Annotated in this window: 13 protein-coding genes; 9 read left to right on the top strand and 4 right to left on the bottom strand. The window is 56.3% G+C overall.

The genetic code is table 11. The features are described from left to right. Window positions 1-21 precede the first annotated feature (21 nt). The 3 genes from EGY08_RS20985 to queF all read right to left on the bottom strand — a co-directional run bounded on the left by EGY08_RS20985 (window position 22) and on the right by queF (window position 4,180). On the bottom strand, window positions 22-1,311 hold the full coding sequence (locus EGY08_RS20985; protein WP_004124376.1) for an HAAAP family serine/threonine permease: 1,290 nt from the start codon (window positions 1,309-1,311) through the stop codon (window positions 22-24). 544 nt (window positions 1,312-1,855) lie between these two features. Then, window positions 1,856-3,223 carry a nucleotide 5'-monophosphate nucleosidase PpnN gene (gene ppnN / locus EGY08_RS20990; protein ID WP_004124374.1) on the bottom strand — a complete coding sequence of 456 codons (1,368 nt, stop codon included), beginning with the start codon at window positions 3,221-3,223 and terminating at the stop codon, window positions 1,856-1,858. Between the two features lie 111 nt (window positions 3,224-3,334). After that, entirely contained in the window at window positions 3,335-4,180 is an 846-nt protein-coding gene (gene queF / locus EGY08_RS20995) for an NADPH-dependent 7-cyano-7-deazaguanine reductase QueF (protein ID WP_004124372.1), read from the bottom strand. Between the two features lie 69 nt (window positions 4,181-4,249). Between queF and syd the strand changes: the two genes are divergently transcribed. From syd to EGY08_RS21040, 8 genes are all read left to right on the top strand, one after another. Continuing rightward, window positions 4,250-4,795: a SecY-interacting protein gene (gene syd / locus EGY08_RS21000; RefSeq protein ID WP_004124370.1), complete on the top strand. Its 546-nt coding sequence runs from the start codon at window positions 4,250-4,252 to the stop codon at window positions 4,793-4,795. Between the two features lie 633 nt (window positions 4,796-5,428). After that, window positions 5,429-5,758, top strand: coding sequence for a YqcC family protein (locus tag EGY08_RS21005; RefSeq protein WP_004124369.1), 330 nt, complete (start codon window positions 5,429-5,431; stop codon window positions 5,756-5,758). Continuing rightward, window positions 5,758-6,552 (top strand): tRNA pseudouridine(65) synthase TruC, encoded by a 795-nt coding sequence (truC, locus tag EGY08_RS21010; protein WP_004853649.1) that lies wholly within the window; start codon window positions 5,758-5,760, stop codon window positions 6,550-6,552. Before EGY08_RS21005 ends, truC begins: the two co-directional genes overlap by 1 nt. Window positions 6,553-6,554: 2 nt before the next feature. Continuing rightward, entirely contained in the window at window positions 6,555-6,998 is a 444-nt protein-coding gene (locus tag EGY08_RS21015) for a flavodoxin (RefSeq protein WP_004124364.1), read from the top strand. Between the two features lie 485 nt (window positions 6,999-7,483). Beyond that, complete coding sequence (gudP, locus tag EGY08_RS21025) at window positions 7,484-8,842, top strand: galactarate/glucarate/glycerate transporter GudP (RefSeq protein WP_004124361.1); 1,359 nt, start codon at window positions 7,484-7,486, stop codon at window positions 8,840-8,842. Next, on the top strand, window positions 8,839-10,179 hold the full coding sequence (locus EGY08_RS21030; RefSeq protein ID WP_123828866.1) for an enolase C-terminal domain-like protein: 1,341 nt from the start codon (window positions 8,839-8,841) through the stop codon (window positions 10,177-10,179). The genes gudP and EGY08_RS21030 overlap by 4 nt, the downstream gene beginning before the upstream one ends. 19 nt (window positions 10,180-10,198) lie before the next feature. Further along, entirely contained in the window at window positions 10,199-11,539 is a 1,341-nt protein-coding gene (gudD, locus tag EGY08_RS21035) for a glucarate dehydratase (RefSeq protein WP_004124355.1), read from the top strand. A 71-nt stretch (window positions 11,540-11,610) separates the two neighbouring features. Further along, window positions 11,611-12,750: a glycerate kinase gene (locus EGY08_RS21040; protein WP_004124348.1), complete on the top strand. Its 1,140-nt coding sequence runs from the start codon at window positions 11,611-11,613 to the stop codon at window positions 12,748-12,750. 40 nt (window positions 12,751-12,790) lie between these two features. Here the strand turns inward: EGY08_RS21040 and barA are convergent, their stop codons facing one another. Further along, a complete protein-coding gene (gene barA / locus EGY08_RS21045; RefSeq protein WP_004124345.1) occupies window positions 12,791-15,544 on the bottom strand; it encodes a two-component sensor histidine kinase BarA in 2,754 nt (917 codons plus the stop codon). A 123-nt stretch (window positions 15,545-15,667) separates the two neighbouring features. Between barA and rlmD the strand changes: the two genes are divergently transcribed. Further along, window positions 15,668-17,011 carry a 23S rRNA (uracil(1939)-C(5))-methyltransferase RlmD gene (gene rlmD / locus EGY08_RS21050; protein ID WP_123828867.1) on the top strand — a complete coding sequence of 448 codons (1,344 nt, stop codon included), beginning with the start codon at window positions 15,668-15,670 and terminating at the stop codon, window positions 17,009-17,011. Window positions 17,012-17,097: the final 86 nt, after the last annotated feature.

Genomic DNA, 17,097 nt, shown 5'->3' on the forward strand with positions numbered 1-17,097 from the left:
CGTTAAGCGGCGCGGGGGATATTAGCTAAACAGAGAGTAGAAAATCGCGGAGATAGCAATCAGGCCCATAATCACTACGAATACGTTGCTGACGTGGCCGCTGTATTTGCGCATCGCCGGGACTTTCTGAATCGCGTACATCGGCATCAGGAACAGAATCATCGCGATAATCGGGCCGCCCAGAGTTTCGATCATCCCAAGGATGCTGGGGTTCAGCGTCGCCACAATCCAGGTGGTGACCAGCATGAACAGGGCGGTGATTTTGTTCAGTTTGTTGATTTCGATGGACTTGCCTTTACCGCGCAGGGATTTAATCACCATGCCGTTAAAGCCTTCGCGAGCGCCCAGGTAGTGGCCAAGGAAGGATTTGGTGATGGCGATCATCGCAATGATCGGCGCCATCCAGGCGATGATCGGCGCGTTAAAGTGGTTCGCCAGGTAAGACAGAATCGAGATGTTCTGATCTTTCGCCGCCGCCAGATCCGCCGGGGAGAGGCTCAGTACGCAACTGAAGACGAAGAACATCACGGTAAGCACCATCATAATGTGCGCGCGGGCCAGAATGCTGGAACATTTTTTCTCTGCGCCCTGGCCGTACTCTTCGCGTTTCGCCACGGCGAAGGAGGAGATGATCGGCGAGTGGTTAAAGGAGAACACCATGACCGGAATCGCCAGCCATAGGGTCATCCACAGGCCGTTGCCGGTCGCGGTCGCGCTGCTCAGGGAGAGTGTCTCCAGCGCCGCGCCGTTCCACTGCGGGATCAGATAAAAGGCCAGGATCATCAGCGCGACCACGAACGGGAACACCAGCACGCTCATCGCTTTCACAATCATCTGCTCGCCGAAGCGCACGATGGTCATCATGCCGACAATCAGAATCAGGGAAAGAATCGCGCGCGGCGGCGGCGTGATATGCAGCTGGTGCAGCATAAAGCTTTCGACGGTATTGGTGATCGCCACGCTGTAAACCAACAGAATCGGGTAGATGGCGAAGAAGTAGAGCAGGGTAATCAGCTTACCTGCGCCGACGCCGAAATGCTCTTCGACCACTTCGGTGATGTCTTCACCTGGATTCTTACCGGACAGCACGAAACGGGTCATCCCGCGGTGGGCGAAGAAGGTCATCGGGAAGGCCAGAATCGCCATGATGATCAGCGGGATCATACCGCCGACGCCGGCGTTGATCGGCAGGAACAGGACGCCCGCGCCGATAGCCGTGCCGTACAGGCCCAGCATCCACATGGTGTCCGTCTTACGCCAACCGCTACGGGTAGCATCCGAAACGATGGTGCTGGTTTGAGTGGTTTCCATCTGTATCTCCTGGAGGAAGCAACAAAATCTATTGAATAAAAAAGACCAAATAATATGAAATTCGTTTGTTTACGGTTTTTTAGGCATTTTCTCCGTAACAATTGGTGCGGGAAGATACATTTATATGGTGAATGCATCAGTGATCGCGATCTCAAATGCAATAATCCACTTTAAATGTAAGCAATTTTAGTCCAACAGCCTGTTTCTGGTGATCAGCCAGAGATTTGTGGCGCGGAGGCTATCATTTTCAGCATATGAGAGAATAGTGGCGGGACGTAATAACGAGGTTTTTACTGTAAAAATGCGATGTTCTCGACGTTTTTACGTTAAAAGTCATCTTTCCTGGTGATATTTATTGCCATTTTTGGAAACGCAAACGATTGGCTTTTGTGGAAATGGCGCTAAAAATTCATAAAAGGAATGATTTATTTGGAAAGCATTCGGGCGTATTGAGAACTGAAGACGCGGGGAAATATTGCGGCAAGGGCGGGGAGAAATGCCCGGGGGGCGTAAGCCGCCGCCCGGGAGAAGAGCACAAGAGAACTCAGGAACAGATTTCGTAGCAGGGGATGTAGGCGGTGCCGCCCGGCAGCTTCATACGATGCTGCGCCACAAAGCCCTGCAGCAAGTCATCCATGCGGCGCATCATCGCCGGATCGCCGTGAATCTTATACGGGCCGAATTTCTCGATAGCCTGGATACCCACCTCTTTAACGTTACCGGCGACGATACCGGAGAAGGCGCGGCGGAGATCCGCTGCCAGCACTTCCACCGGCTGGTCCGGATAGAGTTTAAGGTTGGCCATATTGTCGTGGGTGGGGTCGAACGGCATCTGCAGGTCCGGCGCAATACGCATCGACCAGTTGAAGCTGTAGGCGTCTCCGGTTTCGCGGCGGTTCTCTTTGACCATCGGCATCGCTTTTTTCATCTGACGGGCAACTTCTGCGGCGTCGTCGATGATGATGCGATAGTGACGACGGGCGGATTCGCCCAGCGTATGGACGATAAACTCATCCAGTACGCGGAAATAATCGGCGCTCTCTTTTGGCCCGGTGAGGATCAGCGGCAGAACCTGCGACTTGTTCGACGGGTGCATCAAAATGCCCAGCAGATAGAGCAGCTCTTCCGCCGTGCCCACGCCGCCCGGGAAGATGATGATGCCGTGGGCGATGCGCACGAACGCCTCCAGACGTTTTTCGATATCCGGCATGATGATCAGTTCGTTCACCAGCGGATTCGGCGGCTCGGCGGCGATAATTGACGGCTCGGTCATCCCGATAAAGCGGCTGTCTCTGTAACGCTGCTGCGCGTGGCCGACGGCGGCGCCTTTCATTGGCGCTTCCATCGCGCCCGGTCCACAGCCGGTGCAGATGTTAAGTTCGCGCAGACCCAACTGGGTGCCTACGCGGCGGGCGTACAGATACTCATTTTCGTTAATCGAGTGGCCGCCCCAGCAGACAATCATATTTGGCGCTTCGCCAACGTGCAGGGCGCGGGCGTTACGCAAAATGGAGAAGACCAGGTTGGTGATATGCACCGAGCTTTCAAGATCGAGGTTCGGGAAGCGGACGGTGTTGTGGATCTGGCCGTAGACGAACAGGATATCGCGCAGTACGGCAAACAGGTTGGCCTGCAGGGAACGGATAATACGCCCGTCAACGAAAGCGTCTTCCGGCGGGTTGATCAGTTCCAGCTTCACGCCGCGTTCGCGACGCAGCACGTTAATATCGAAGTTTTCAAAACGAGACAGAAGCTCCTTGCTGTTATCGGTCAGGCTCCCCGAGTTGAGCACAGCAAGCGAGCAGTTGCGAAAGAGTTGATACAGGTCACTGCTGGCGGTGCGTTTAAGCATATCCACTTCCAGCTGCGACAGCATATCCATTGAACCAAGCGGGCTAACATGTGTAATCAAGTGAACTCCTTACAGGACGATTATCGTCTTCCTGTGATTACAATAGCCCTGCTGATGGCGTTTTCACAACCTTGCGCGCGGGTTAACGCACGCAAATTGTGAAAATGTTGATTATTGACGGGCGAGGCGACCGGTGGCCGGCACAAAATCGGTATTGCTGCGCCACGGGTTGATGTCCAGACCGCCGCGTCGCGTGTAGCGCGCATAAACCGAAAGGGCTTCCGGCTGGCAGAAACGCTGAATATCGTTAAAGATGCGCTCTACGCACTGCTCGTGGAATTCGTTGTGATGGCGGAATGACACCAGATAGCGCAGCAGTTTTTCGCGATCGATTTTCGCCCCGCGATACTGAATCTGCACCGAGCCCCAGTCAGGCTGATGGGTAATCAGGCAGTTGGACTTCAACAGATGGCTGACCAGGGTCTCTTCGACCACTTTGCCGGCAGCGGCGTCCTGCAGGTAATCGGCGCTAAACTGGTAGTTATCGATTTCAATATCCTGGTCGTCGATGCAGGTGCCGTGCAGATGGGCCACCGGCTGGCCTTCGAGCTCATCAAGGCGATACAGCGACACCTTCACTTCCCCTTCGGCGCAGGCGCTGAGATCGCGCGCCAGCGTCGCCTCGACCGCCTGCCAGTCGGCAAAACGCGTCTGGTTAAAGCTGTTGAGATAGAGCTTAAAGCTTTTTGATTCCACCAGATTTACGGTGGTGTCGCTGAGCTCAACGTGGCCCACGGCGACCTGCGGCAGACCTTTGGCGTTCAGCCAGGAGAGCTCGTACAGCGTCCAGATATCGGCGCCGTGAAACGGCAGATTATCGGCGTGCAGATCCAGCGGGTCGCGGTTCAGGCTGCGCGGGACGCCCTGAAGCAGGCTGGCGTCGTAGGTATCGCGGTAATCGGTTGATTTTCCGAGCGTGAGGCCGGCCAGCGCCTGATGATTATCGTAAGAAGACATGTTTCACCATAGTTAAAGCGGTTACACTATATGCCAAGTGTATCCTGTCTAACGTGAAGAGAGAAACCGGTGGATCAGCAAACCGCAGAAGCGCTACAAGCATTTACCCAACGTTACTGTGAGGCGTGGCAGCAGCAGCGCTCCAGCCTGCCGCGTAGCGAAGAGCTTTACGGTATTCCGTCGCCGTGCGTCAACGGCACGGATGATGACGGTGTTTTCTGGCAGCCGCAGCCGTTTTCATTAGAACAAAACATTCACGCAGTTGAACGGGCGCTGGAGATTGTGGTACAACAACCGCTTCATGCTTATTATACCACTCAGTTTGCCGGTGATATGCAGGCGCGTTTCGCCGATGAAACCATGACGCTGCTGCAAACCTGGAGCCCGGATGATTTCCAGCGGGTGCAGGAAAATCTGATCGGTCATCTGCTGGTGCAAAAGCGTTTGAAGCTGTCGCCGACCCTGTTTATCGCCACCCTCGACAGCGAACTGGATGTCATTTCGGTCTGTAATATGAGCGGTGAAGTGATCAAAGAGACCCTTGGCACCCGAAAACGCGCGACCCTTTCCCCCTCGCTTGCGAGTTTCCTCAATTCCCTTAAGCCTGTTCTGTAATCCAGACTACTCAAATTTTTGTGAGAGATCTCTTACAAGACCTGTAAGAGATCGTCATCATTTAAGCCGATCCTTCAGGGACTATATTTTAAGAAATTTAAGATTTTTCAAGTGATTAATGATTTTCTTATTAAGGATACTGACGAATAATCTTAAGATATTGTCTTAACAAGGGTTGTAAGACAGGGCGGAATCAGGGATTCTATACACATCGACAGGGAGTTGATAAACGAAGTGAACATCAGGATGATGACGCTTCTGCAGGACCCGCCAGGACGGCGTTGCAAGGACAGGCTTCAGGATGAAGCACAGGATAACGCAGGATTGCGTAAAAGGACACCTCCAGGAAGGAGAACGAGAGCCGAGCGGGACGTTCGGTGGATCAGGAAGATCAGGATAGACTTAAGGATGAGTTATTTCGCATCGGGGTGGTGTGAAAGCAGGATGCAACTGTTTATGGATGAACATGGTCAGGAGACCTCAGGAAAAGTTTTCAAGGACGAGCAGGGAGCACCAATGTAGCTGGATTGCTGCAAAACGAACCGGGAGCACTGTTTTATACAGTGCTCCCTTTTTTTATTTCTCGTCTGAATTTGCTATTCTGCGCCGGTTTTCAACTCACCGAGGTTTCCCATGACTCTTGACCATCGCGTGCGCGAGCGCCTGCTCGCCATTGAAGCGCTGCTGCGCGAAACGGAACACTGGCAGGATAGTGCCCCCGATAGCCGCGCGTTTGCCAGCGAACAGCCGTTTTGCCTCGACACCATGGAGCCGATTGAATGGCTGCAGTGGGTATTGATTCCGCGTATGCGCCAGCTGCTGGAAAGCGGAATGCCGCTACCGCAGAACTTCGCCGTTGCCCCCTATTATGAGATGGCCCTCGATAACGCTCACCCCGTACGCGAGCGGTTGCTGGCCGAACTGGTCCTGCTGGATGCGCTGTTTGCCGGCGGCGAAGCCTGATGCTGGAAATTTTATATCAGGACCGTTGGCTGGTCGCGGTAAACAAACCTTCGGGCTGGCTGGTGCACCGTAGCTGGCTGGATCGTGATGAAAAAGTGGTGGTAATGCAGACCGTGCGCGACCAGATAGGCCAGCACGTGTTCACCGCCCATCGTCTCGACAGGCCGACGTCCGGCGTGTTGTTGATGGGGCTATCGAGCGAAGCAGGAAGATTGCTGTCGCAGCAGTTCGAGCAGCATCAAATGCAGAAACGCTATCATGCGATCGCCCGCGGCTGGCTCAACGACGAAGCGGTGCTTGATTATCCGCTGGTTGAGGAGCTGGATAAAATCGCCGATAAGTTCGCTCGCGAAAATAAAGACCCGCAACCGGCGGTGACGCATTATCGCGGCCTGGCGACGGTAGAGATGCCGGTGGCGACCGGACGTTACCCCACGACCCGCTATAGCCTGGTGGAACTGGAACCGAAAACCGGACGTAAACATCAGCTGCGTCGCCATCTTGCCCATCTTCGCCATCCGATTATCGGCGATAGCAAACACGGCGATTTGCGGCAGAATCGCAGCGCGGCGGAACATTTTGGCTGCGATCGGCTGATGCTGCACGCCAGCCAGCTCTCGTTAACGCATCCCTTTACCGGCGAACCGCTGGTCATTCGCGCCGGTCTTGACGACGTCTGGATGCGCGCGCTGTCGCAGTTTGGCTGGCGCGGCCTTCTCCCGCTAAATGAAAGGGTTGAGTTTGCCGACGACTGCGGTCAGGATGAAGAGATACAGGTCAATTCAGGGAGTTAGTCATGGCGGAAGTCGGAATTTTTGTCGGTACGATGTATGGAAATTCGCTCCTGGTCGCCGAAGAGGCGCAGGCTATTTTGAGCGGGCTGGGTCATCAGGCGAAAGTCTTTGAAGATCCTGAAGTCAAAGACTGGGAGTCATATACCGGGAAATATGCGCTAGTGGTGACTTCGACCACCGGGCAGGGCGATTTACCGGACAGCATTGTGCCCTTGTACGAAGGCATCAAAGATATGTACCAGCCGCATTTACGCTATGGCATTATCGCCCTGGGCGATAGCACCTACGCCAACTTCTGCGGCGGCGGTTTGAAGTTTGATGCGTTATTGCAGGAGCAGGGCGGCACGCGCGTGGGCGATATGCTGATGATTGACGCCAGCGAAGATCCGGAACCCGAAAGCGTCTCTAACCCATGGGTAACGCAGTGGGCGACGCTGCTTGATTAAAAAGTTTCGCCCTCTCCCTACAATAGAGGGCGCCCCTTTTATTACTGATGTTCAATGCCAGTGCCAGATTAACGGTCAAAAAGATCGTACCAATTCTCCGCGCGGCTGGCTTCGGGCATTTGCCTTAAAACCTGTGTTATGCCAGGGTCTTTACCGGGCTATTTCACGGGGTCAAGAGAGTTGATTCACACTCCTGTCTTTTGTACCGCCCTCTCCACCTCTCAACGGGCGCGGTTTTTCATTTCCGTGAACCATCCCCCATCTCGTTAGGCATACGCCATAAATCAGATTTGCTCAGCCGGTGAAAGCTGTGTATTTGCACGGTGAGCCCGGCAGCCCCTCTTTTTATACTTTCCCTGCCAGTTCCCAATGCAGTGCCAGATATAACGAAAACAATGAAAAACACTAACACGTCATTCTGAGTACCCTACAGGTTGTGCTGTTCAGAATGAACGTAGCTAACGCTATGATTCAGGAGTGCAACAATGAGTTCATTAAGTCAGGCGGCGAGCGGCGCTGAAAAGCGCACCAATGCTCGCTACTGGATAGTGGTGATGCTGTTTATCGTCACATCCTTCAACTACGGCGACCGCGCCACCTTATCCATTGCCGGATCGGAGATGGCCAAAGATATTGGTCTTGACGCCGTTGGCATGGGTTATGTTTTCTCCGCCTTCTCATGGGCCTACGTTATCGGTCAGATCCCAGGCGGCTGGCTGCTTGACCGATTCGGTTCAAAACGCGTCTATTTCTGGTCCATTTTTATCTGGTCCATGTTTACCCTACTGCAGGGCTTCGTCGATATCTTTAGCGGCTTCGGCATTATCGTCGCGTTGTTTACCCTGCGTTTCCTTGTCGGCCTGGCCGAAGCGCCATCTTTCCCCGGAAACAGCCGTATCGTCGCGGCCTGGTTCCCCGCCCAGGAGAGGGGCACGGCGGTGGCTATTTTTAACTCCGCGCAATACTTTGCCACCGTTATTTTTGCGCCAATCATGGGTTGGCTGACCCATGAGGTGGGCTGGTCGCACGTGTTCTTCTTTATGGGCGGCCTCGGGATTATCATCAGCTTTGTCTGGCTGAAGGTGATTCATGAACCGAACCAGCATCCGGGTGTGAACCAAAAAGAGCTGGATTACATTGCCGCAGGCGGCGCGCTGATCAACATGGATCAGGCGGCAGCCAAAGCCAAAGTGCCATTTAGCGTAAAATGGGGGCAAATCAAGCAGCTGCTGGGTTCCCGCATGATGATCGGCGTCTATATCGGTCAATACTGCATCAACGCTTTAACCTATTTCTTCATCACCTGGTTCCCGGTTTATCTGGTGCAGGCGCGCGGCATGTCCATTCTGAAAGCCGGTTTTGTCGCGTCGGTGCCGGCAATTTGCGGCTTCGCGGGCGGCGTGCTCGGCGGGATTATTTCCGACTGGCTGATGCGGCGTACCGGCTCGCTGAACATCGCGCGTAAAACGCCGATCGTGATGGGAATGCTGCTGTCGATGGTGATGGTGTTCTGTAACTACGTCAACGTGGAGTGGATGATCATCGGTTTTATGGCGCTGGCCTTCTTCGGTAAAGGCATCGGCGCGCTGGGCTGGGCGGTGATGGCGGATACGGCGCCGAAAGAGATCAGCGGCCTGAGCGGCGGTCTGTTCAATATGTTCGGCAATATCTCCGGCATCGTGACGCCAATTGCCATCGGCTATATCGTCGGAACCACCGGTTCGTTTAACGGTGCGCTGATTTATGTGGGTGTCCATGCGCTGGTGGCGGTGCTGAGCTATCTGGTGCTGGTCGGTGATATTAAGCGTATTGAACTGAAACCAGTGGCAGGACAATCATCATGACAACGCAATCGAGTCCCGTTATCACGGACATGAAGGTTATCCCGGTGGCCGGGCAGGACAGTATGCTGCTCAACATCGGCGGCGCCCATAACGCGTATTTCACCCGCAATATCGTGGTGCTGACCGACAACGCCGGCAATACAGGCGTCGGCGAAGCGCCAGGCGGCGAGGTGATTTATCAGACGCTGGTTGACGCTATCCCGCAGGTGTTGGGCCAGGAAGTCGCCCGCCTGAATAAAGTGGTTCAGCAGGTGCATAAAGGCAACCAGGCCGCGGATTTTGACACCTTCGGTAAAGGCGCCTGGACGTTCGAACTACGGGTGAACGCGGTGGCGGCGCTGGAAGCAGCGCTGCTGGATCTGCTGGGCAAAGCGCTCAACGTGCCGGTTTGCGAACTGCTCGGGCCGGGCAAGCAGCGTGATGCGGTGACCGTGCTGGGCTATCTGTTCTATGTAGGCGATCGTACGAAAACCGATCTGCCCTACCTGGAAAGCACGCCGGGCAGCCACGCGTGGTATCGCCTGCGCCATCAGGAAGCGCTGAACAGCGAGGCGGTGGTGCGCCTGGCGGAAGCCGCGCAGGATCGCTACGGCTTTAAAGATTTTAAACTGAAAGGCGGCGTGCTGCCCGGCGAGCAGGAGATCGAAACCGCCCGCGCGCTGAAGAAGCGTTTCCCGGATGCGCGCATTACGGTCGACCCTAACGGCGCCTGGCTGCTGGACGAAGCCATCGCTCTGTGTAAAGGGCTGAACGATGTGCTGACCTACGCCGAAGACCCCTGCGGCGCCGAGCAGGGCTTTTCCGGCCGCGAAGTGATGGCGGAATTCCGCCGCGCTACCGGTCTGCCGGTAGCAACTAACATGATCGCCACCAACTGGCGCGAAATGGGCCATGCGGTGATGCTGAACGCCGTGGATATTCCGCTGGCCGATCCGCACTTCTGGACCCTGTCCGGCGCGGTGCGCATGGCGCAGCTGTGCGATGACTGGGGCCTGACCTGGGGCTGCCATTCCAATAACCACTTTGATATTTCACTGGCCATGTTTACCCACGTCGGCGCGGCGGCGCCGGGTAACCCCACGGCCATTGATACCCACTGGATTTGGCAGGAGGGAGATTGCCGCCTGACCAAAAATCCGCTGGAGATTAAGCGCGGAAAAATCGCGGTTCCGGACGCGCCAGGACTTGGCGTTGAGCTGGACTGGGAGCAGGTACAGAAGGCACATGAGGCCTATAAAAGGCTGCCCGGCGGCGCGCGTAATGACGCAGGCCCAATGCAGTACCTGATCCCCGGATGGACTTTTGACCGTAAACGCCCCGTTTTCGGTCGTCACTGATTTGAATAAGGATTGAACTATGAGCGCACAATTTTCGACCCCCGTTGTTTCTTCTATGCAGGTCATTCCGGTCGCGGGCCACGACAGCATGCTGATGAACCTGAGCGGCGCGCACGCCCCGTTCTTCACGCGTAATATTGTGGTAATTAAAGATAATTCCGGCCATACCGGCGTCGGCGAAATCCCCGGTGGAGAGAAAATCCGCAAGACTCTCGAAGATGCGATCCCGCTGGTGGTTGGTAAGACGTTGGGTGAGTATAAAAACGTGCTGACCGCCGTGCGCAATACTTTCGCCGACCGCGACGCCGGTGGGCGCGGTTTGCAGACCTTCGATCTGCGTACCACAATTCACGTAGTGACCGGGATCGAAGCGGCGATGCTGGATCTGCTGGGCCAGCATCTGGGCGTGAACGTGGCGTCTCTTCTGGGCGATGGTCAACAGCGCAACGAAGTGGAAATGCTCGGCTATCTGTTCTTCGTCGGTAACCGTAAAGCCACGCCGCTGCCGTATCAGAGCCAGCCGGATGACAAATGCGACTGGTATCGCCTGCGTCATGATGAAGCGATGACCCCGGATGCGGTGGTGCGCCTGGCGGAAGCGGCGTATGAGAAATATGGCTTTAACGACTTTAAACTGAAAGGCGGCGTGCTGGCCGGGGAAGAGGAGGCGGAATCTATCGTCGCGCTGGCGAAGCGCTTCCCGCAGGCGCGCGTAACTCTGGATCCGAACGGCGCGTGGTCGCTGAATGAAGCGATTAAGATCGGCAAATATCTGAAGGGATCGCTGGCCTACGCGGAAGATCCGTGCGGCGCCGAGCAGGGCTTCTCCGGTCGTGAAGTGATGGCGGAGTTCCGTCGCGCCACTGGTCTGCCGACGGCGACCAATATGATCGCAACCGACTGGCGTCAGATGGGCCATACGCTGTCGCTACAGTCGGTGGATATTCCGCTGGCGGATCCGCACTTCTGGACCATGCAGGGTTCCGTCCGCGTGGCGCAGATGTGCCATGAGTTTGGCCTGACCTGGGGCTCGCACTCTAACAACCACTTTGATATCTCGCTGGCGATGTTCACCCATGTTGCAGCGGCGGCGCCGGGGAAAATTACCGCCATCGATACCCACTGGATCTGGCAGGAAGGCAACCAGCGTCTGACCAAAGAACCGTTTGAAATTAAAGGCGGGATGGTACAGGTACCGGCGAAACCGGGTCTTGGCGTAGAGCTTGATATGGATCAGGTGATGAAAGCCCATGAGCTGTACCAGAAACACGGCCTGGGCGCGCGCGATGACGCTATGGGCATGCAGTATTTAATCCCGAACTGGACGTTTGATAACAAGCGTCCCTGCATGGTGCGCTAAGGAAATATCGGTCCCTTCGGGGGCCGATTGACCGCACGGCATCGGGTCATCGTTCATTTTAAGGACAGCTTATGAAGATAGTGATCGCACCGGATTCATACAAGGAGAGCCTGAGTGCGCTGGATGTTGCTACCGCGATAGAGCAAGGTTTTCGAGAAATTTACGCCGATGCGGAATATGTCAAACTGCCGGTTGCCGACGGCGGCGAAGGGACCGTCGAAGCTATGGTCGCCGCAACCCAGGGATGCCGGATAGCGGTTACCGTCACCGGTCCCCTCGGCGAGCCGGTGGACGCTTTTTACGGCCTGTCGGGCGATAAACAGTGCGCGTTTATCGAAATGGCGGCGGCAAGCGGTCTGGAGAGCGTGCCGCCGGCGCGGCGCAATCCGCTGCTGACCACTTCGTGGGGGACCGGCGAGCTGATTCGCCACGCGCTGGACGCGGGTGTGTCGCAAATTATTATCGGCATCGGCGGCAGCGCGACGAACGACGGCGGTGCCGGAATGGTACAGGCGCTGGGGGCGAAGCTGCTGACTAAAGATAACCAGCAGATTGCCGCCGGCGGACGCGCGCTGGAGAACCTCGCGCGTATCGACGTTAGCGAACTGGATAAGCGCCTGGCCGGCTGTCGTATCGACGTCGCTTGCGATGTCACCAATCCGCTGACGGGGCCCGAGGGCGCGACGGCGGTATTTGGGCCGCAGAAAGGGGCGACGGCGGAGATGATCTCCTGCCTGGATAGCGCGCTGGCCCATTTTGCCGAGATTATCCATCGTGATTTAGAAATGGATGTGCTGCATCTTGAAGGCGGCGGCGCGGCGGGAGGCATGGGCGCGGGCCTGTACGCCTTTTGCGGCGCAAAGCTGCGGCCGGGCATTGAGATCGTGACCGACGCTCTGCACCTTGCTGATATCGTGGCGGATGCGGACCTGGTGATTACCGGCGAAGGGCGTATCGATAGCCAGACGGTGCACGGCAAGGTGCCGGTTGGCGTGGCGAGGGTGGCAAAACGCTATAATCTGCCGGTCATCGGCATTGCCGGGAGCCTGACGCCTGACGTCGGCATCGTGCACCAGCACGGCCTGGATGCGGTATTCAGCGTGATTTATTCAATTTGTACGCTGGATGAGGCGCTGGAAAATGCCGCTAAAAACGTGCGTATGACGGCGAGAAACGTTGCCGCCGTGCTGAAAATGGGGCGGTTATTGTAGATTATCCCCCGGTCGCGAAGCGCGGACCGGGGCATGCGTTTTAAATTCCCAGTAGCTTACAGGCTTCCCGCGCGACGTTGTCCATTTCATCCAGCAGCTCCAGAAACTCTGGTTCCAGCTCCTCGGCGGCGGTGCCCGCGCGCAGCTGGCTCTCAATGGTGTGACACAGTTTCTTCAGACGCGGCACGCCGCTATAGCTACAGCTGCCGTGCAGCTTATGCACTAAATCCAGTACCCCTTCCGGCTGCTCTCCCACCAGTTGTTCTTCCACCTTGTTACGCACTTCAGGCATAAAGGCGAGCAGCATCTGCAGCATTTCCCGCGCCAGGTCCGGTTTCATCGCCGCCTGACGCAGCGCCAGCTGCCAGTCGAGAGTGACATTATGATTGACGGGCGGCTCTGCAGGCTCCGCGGCGACCTGCGGCGGCGCCGCCTTTCCCGGCTGATAGCGCAGCAGCAAGCTGTGGAGCTTATCTTCCTCAATGGGTTTCGCCAGATAGTCGTTCATTCCCGCTTTGAGTAATTTCTCACGCTGCCCCTCGAGGGCGTGGGCCGTCACGGCGATCACCGGCGTTTGCTGCTGGTGGGGGAGCTGGTGAATCAGTTCGCATGCGCGGATACCGTCCATTTCCGGCATTTGAATATCCATCAGAATCAGATCCTGCTGCGTTTCTCTGGCCTGTTCGACGGCGTGCTGGCCGCTGTCGCAGAGGATGACATGCTGGACTAAATCCTCCAACAGCGCGCCGATGAGTTTGAGATTTGCCGGATTGTCATCAACGGCCATGACCGTCATCGGTAGCTTCTTACTATCGGCACGCGGCGGTAGAGTCGTTGGCTGCGCCTGGCAGGAGGCCGTCAGCGCCGGCAGTAAGCGCGTTGAGGTCAGTGGCTTCAGCAAACAGGCGGCAATGCCGTCCTGGCGCAGCGTTTCGGCGCTGACCTGGGCGTGGCACGGCAGGGCCAGCACCAGGTGATCGGCAAGCTTGCAGGCCCTTGCCAGCTTATCGCGATGCTGGCTCAGGTCGCGTATTGATACGGGAATGCCCGCCAGCAGGATATCGTAGTGGGCATCCGGTAGGGCCGTCATCGTCGGACTATAGACCACCTCCAGCGGCGTTGTCGCCAGTAGCTCCATCGTGCTCTGCGCTGCCGCCGCATTGGCTTCGATATAGGCCAGTTTTTTACCCGCCAGGCACTGGGTCGGCACGCTATCGGGAACCGCGTTGGGGTTGAGGTCGAGGCTGATATGGAACCAGAACGTCGAGCCGCGATTAGGCTGGCTGTGGAAGGAGATATCGCCGCCCATCTCCTTCACCAGCCGCTGGGTGATGACCAGCCCGAGGCCGGTTCCGCCGTGGCGACGGGAAATGCTGGCGTCGGCCTGGCGGAACGCCTGGAACAGACGCGACTGATCGCGCTCCGGAATGCCGATACCGGTATCGTGGATCTGGACTTCGATTTGGACTCGCGAATTGCTGATGGCGCGCTGTTCCACCAGCACGTCAATATTGCCGTGTTCGGTGAACTTGATGGCGTTACCCATCAGGTTGGTAATAATTTGCTGCAGGCGCAGCGGGTCGCCAATGACGTTATCCGGGACATCATTTTTGATATTCAGCGTCAGCTCCAGTCCTTTGTCGTGCGCCGAGTGCGCCAGCAGCGTGACCACCTCGTCCAGCGAGGTGCGCAACAGGAACGGGATGCTCTCCAGAATGAGCTTACCGGCTTCAAGCTTAGAGAAGTCCAGAACATCGTTAATAATGGCCAGCAGATTGTTCGCGGAACGCTCAATGGTGGTCAGATGATCGCGCTGGGTGGTATTTAAATCGGTTTTCAGCGTCAGACGCGTAAAGCCAATGACGCCGTTGAGCGGAGTACGCAGCTCGTGGGACATATTGGCGAGGAATTCGGATTTGATGCGCGCTGCTTCCTGCGCGCGTTTTTTCGCCAGGTCCAGCTCGACATTCTGGATTTCCATCTGCTCAAGCGTTTCACGCAGGTCGGAAGTGGCCTGATCGACGTTATGCTGCATCTCTTCGTGGTAGGCCGCCAGCGACATCGCCATGGAGTTGATGCCGTTTTTGAGCATGTCCAGCTCGCCGAGCATAAAACCTTCAACGCGGCTATCAAGCTGGCCGCGGCGGATGCGGTCAACGGTATTCACCATATTGCGGATCGGCCCGGTCACGTCGCGCATAAGTCGCCAGCCGAAGATCAGCGCAATACCGATACAGAACAGCATCATCACGCTGGAGATAAAGATCTCTTTATACTGCTGCAGCCGCACCGATTTGAGATCCAGCTCCAGCGCCACGTAGCCGAGCATATTGCCCGGCATCTTGGCATCGCTTCCCGGTGATTCGTCTGGTGAATAGCTTTCCGAGACGATAGGGGTTCGCAAAATCATCAAATCGCCGTGGCGAAACACGCTTAAACGGCGGGGAAAGGGGATCCCTTTTGGTAGCTGCAGTTCGCCGGGATCGAGCTGAAAGTTAGAGGTGACAAACAGCCTGTTTTGCGAGTCGTAGATGGAAATGGCGCGCACAATATCGGAGTGGCGGCGATGCAGCACGCTGATAAGCTGCCCGATTGACTCGCGGTTTTGCAAATTCATGCCATATTCACTGGAGACCGCCAGCGGTTCGATAATACTGGCCCCGGCATCTTCTAACTGGCGCTGTAGGTCGTTATAGCGGTGTGCGACGAAGAAAATACTGAGCAGCAAACCGATCAGGACGGTAGGCGCCAGAATAAGAATCATCATGCGGGCACGAAGGCTGTAGTTGGTCATGCGGTTCCATTATGGGAGAATATACATATCATCTTTCAGGCGGCTGGTGCGTTGGTTACTCCGGCTGATCCTGACCGGACTCGTATATAGAGTCAGTATATTTAATTGAGACAAATCTCTACGATGGCGCAATTCTACTCTGCAAAACGGCGTGTGACGACGCGCCAGATCATAACCGTTACAGTAAATGACCTTGACCCCTTCGGCCAGGGCGTTGCGCGTCACCAGGGTAAAGCGCTGTTTGTGAGCGGCTTATTGCCGCAGGAGCAGGCTGAAGTTGTGGTGGTCGAAGATAAAAAACAGTACGCCCGCGCCCAGGTTAAACGCCGTCTTAGCGATAGCCCGCAGCGGCAGACGCCGCGCTGCCCGCATTTTGGCGTCTGCGGCGGGTGTCAGCAGCAGCATGCCAGCGTCGCGCTGCAGCAGCAGAGCAAACGCGCCGCGCTCGCAAGGCTAATGAAGCGCGACGTTGATGACATTATAGCCGCTGCGCCGTGGGGCTATCGTCGCCGGGCGCGTCTGAGCTTGAATTATCAGCCAAAGTCCCAACAATTACAGATGGGCTTCCGCAAGGCGGGCGCCAGCGAAATCGTCGATGTGGTGCAGTGCCCCGTTTTGGTGCCCGATCTTGGTGCGCTGCTGCCTGCGGTGCGTGAATGTCTTAACGAATTGCAATCGGTGCGCCAGCTTGGGCACGTGGAGCTGGTGCAGGCGGATAACGGCCCGCTGATGGTGTTGCGCCATACCGCGGCCCTTCCGGCGGCGGATAAAGTAAAGCTGGAACGTTTTTCGCAATCTCACGGTCTTTCCCTGTATCTCGCCCCGCAAAGCGAGATACTGGAACATATTCGCGGGGAGGCCTCCTGGTACACCTCGGACGGTCTACGCTTAGTGTTCAGTCCGCGCGATTTTATCCAGGTGAACGATGGCGTAAACCAGCTGATGGTGCGCACGGCGCTGGAATGGCTGGATATCCAGCCTCAGGATCGCGTTCTGGACCTCTTTTGCGGCATGGGCAACTTTACCCTGCCGCTGGCGAAGCGTGCGGCGCAGGTGGTTGGCGTGGAAGGGGTTCCCGCGCTGGTCGTGAAGGCGAGAGAGAACGCGGCGTTGAACGCGTTACATAATGTGACTTTCTTTCATGAAAACCTGGAAGAGGACGTGACCCGCCAGGCGTGGGCGAAGCACGGTTTTGATAAAGTCCTGCTCGATCCGGCACGCGCCGGCGCGGCGGGCGTGATGTTACATATTATAAAATTAGCGCCGCGTCGGGTGGTGTATGTTTCATGTAACCCGGCGACGCTAGCGCGCGATAGCGACGTTTTATTGCAGGCGGGATATACCATTCAACGCCTGGCGATGCTGGATATGTTCCCGCATACCGGACATCTGGAATCAATGGTGTTGTTTGAGCACAACAATTCTTCAAATCGCATTGAAGCGGCATCCTCAGAAGCAGGTGACTGAGATAAAAAACGAAAGCCAACGTTGACGCGGTTTGAAGGATGAAGTGTAAAAGTTGAGGCTTGCCGACTTCGGCAGGCGGTCCCTTA

It is taken from the genome of Klebsiella sp. FDAARGOS_511 (assembly GCF_003812845.1).
Taxonomy (GTDB): domain Bacteria; phylum Pseudomonadota; class Gammaproteobacteria; order Enterobacterales; family Enterobacteriaceae; genus Klebsiella; species Klebsiella grimontii.

Excerpts from the sequence above, each read along its gene's own strand:
- EGY08_RS20985 (WP_004124376.1), bottom strand. The coding sequence starts at position 1,311 with ATGGAAACCACTCAAACCAGCACCATCGTTTCGGATGCTACCCGTAGC.
- queF (WP_004124372.1), bottom strand. The coding sequence starts at position 4,180 with ATGTCTTCTTACGATAATCATCAGGCGCTGGCCGGCCTCACGCTCGGA.
- EGY08_RS21005 (WP_004124369.1), top strand. The coding sequence starts at position 5,429 with ATGACTCTTGACCATCGCGTGCGCGAGCGCCTGCTCGCCATTGAAGCG.
- truC (WP_004853649.1), top strand. The coding sequence starts at position 5,758 with ATGCTGGAAATTTTATATCAGGACCGTTGGCTGGTCGCGGTAAACAAA.
- EGY08_RS21015 (WP_004124364.1), top strand. The coding sequence starts at position 6,555 with ATGGCGGAAGTCGGAATTTTTGTCGGTACGATGTATGGAAATTCGCTC.
- gudP (WP_004124361.1), top strand. The coding sequence starts at position 7,484 with ATGAGTTCATTAAGTCAGGCGGCGAGCGGCGCTGAAAAGCGCACCAAT.
- EGY08_RS21030 (WP_123828866.1), top strand. The coding sequence starts at position 8,839 with ATGACAACGCAATCGAGTCCCGTTATCACGGACATGAAGGTTATCCCG.
- gudD (WP_004124355.1), top strand. The coding sequence starts at position 10,199 with ATGAGCGCACAATTTTCGACCCCCGTTGTTTCTTCTATGCAGGTCATT.
- EGY08_RS21040 (WP_004124348.1), top strand. The coding sequence starts at position 11,611 with ATGAAGATAGTGATCGCACCGGATTCATACAAGGAGAGCCTGAGTGCG.
- barA (WP_004124345.1), bottom strand. The coding sequence starts at position 15,544 with ATGACCAACTACAGCCTTCGTGCCCGCATGATGATTCTTATTCTGGCG.
- rlmD (WP_123828867.1), top strand. The coding sequence starts at position 15,668 with ATGGCGCAATTCTACTCTGCAAAACGGCGTGTGACGACGCGCCAGATC.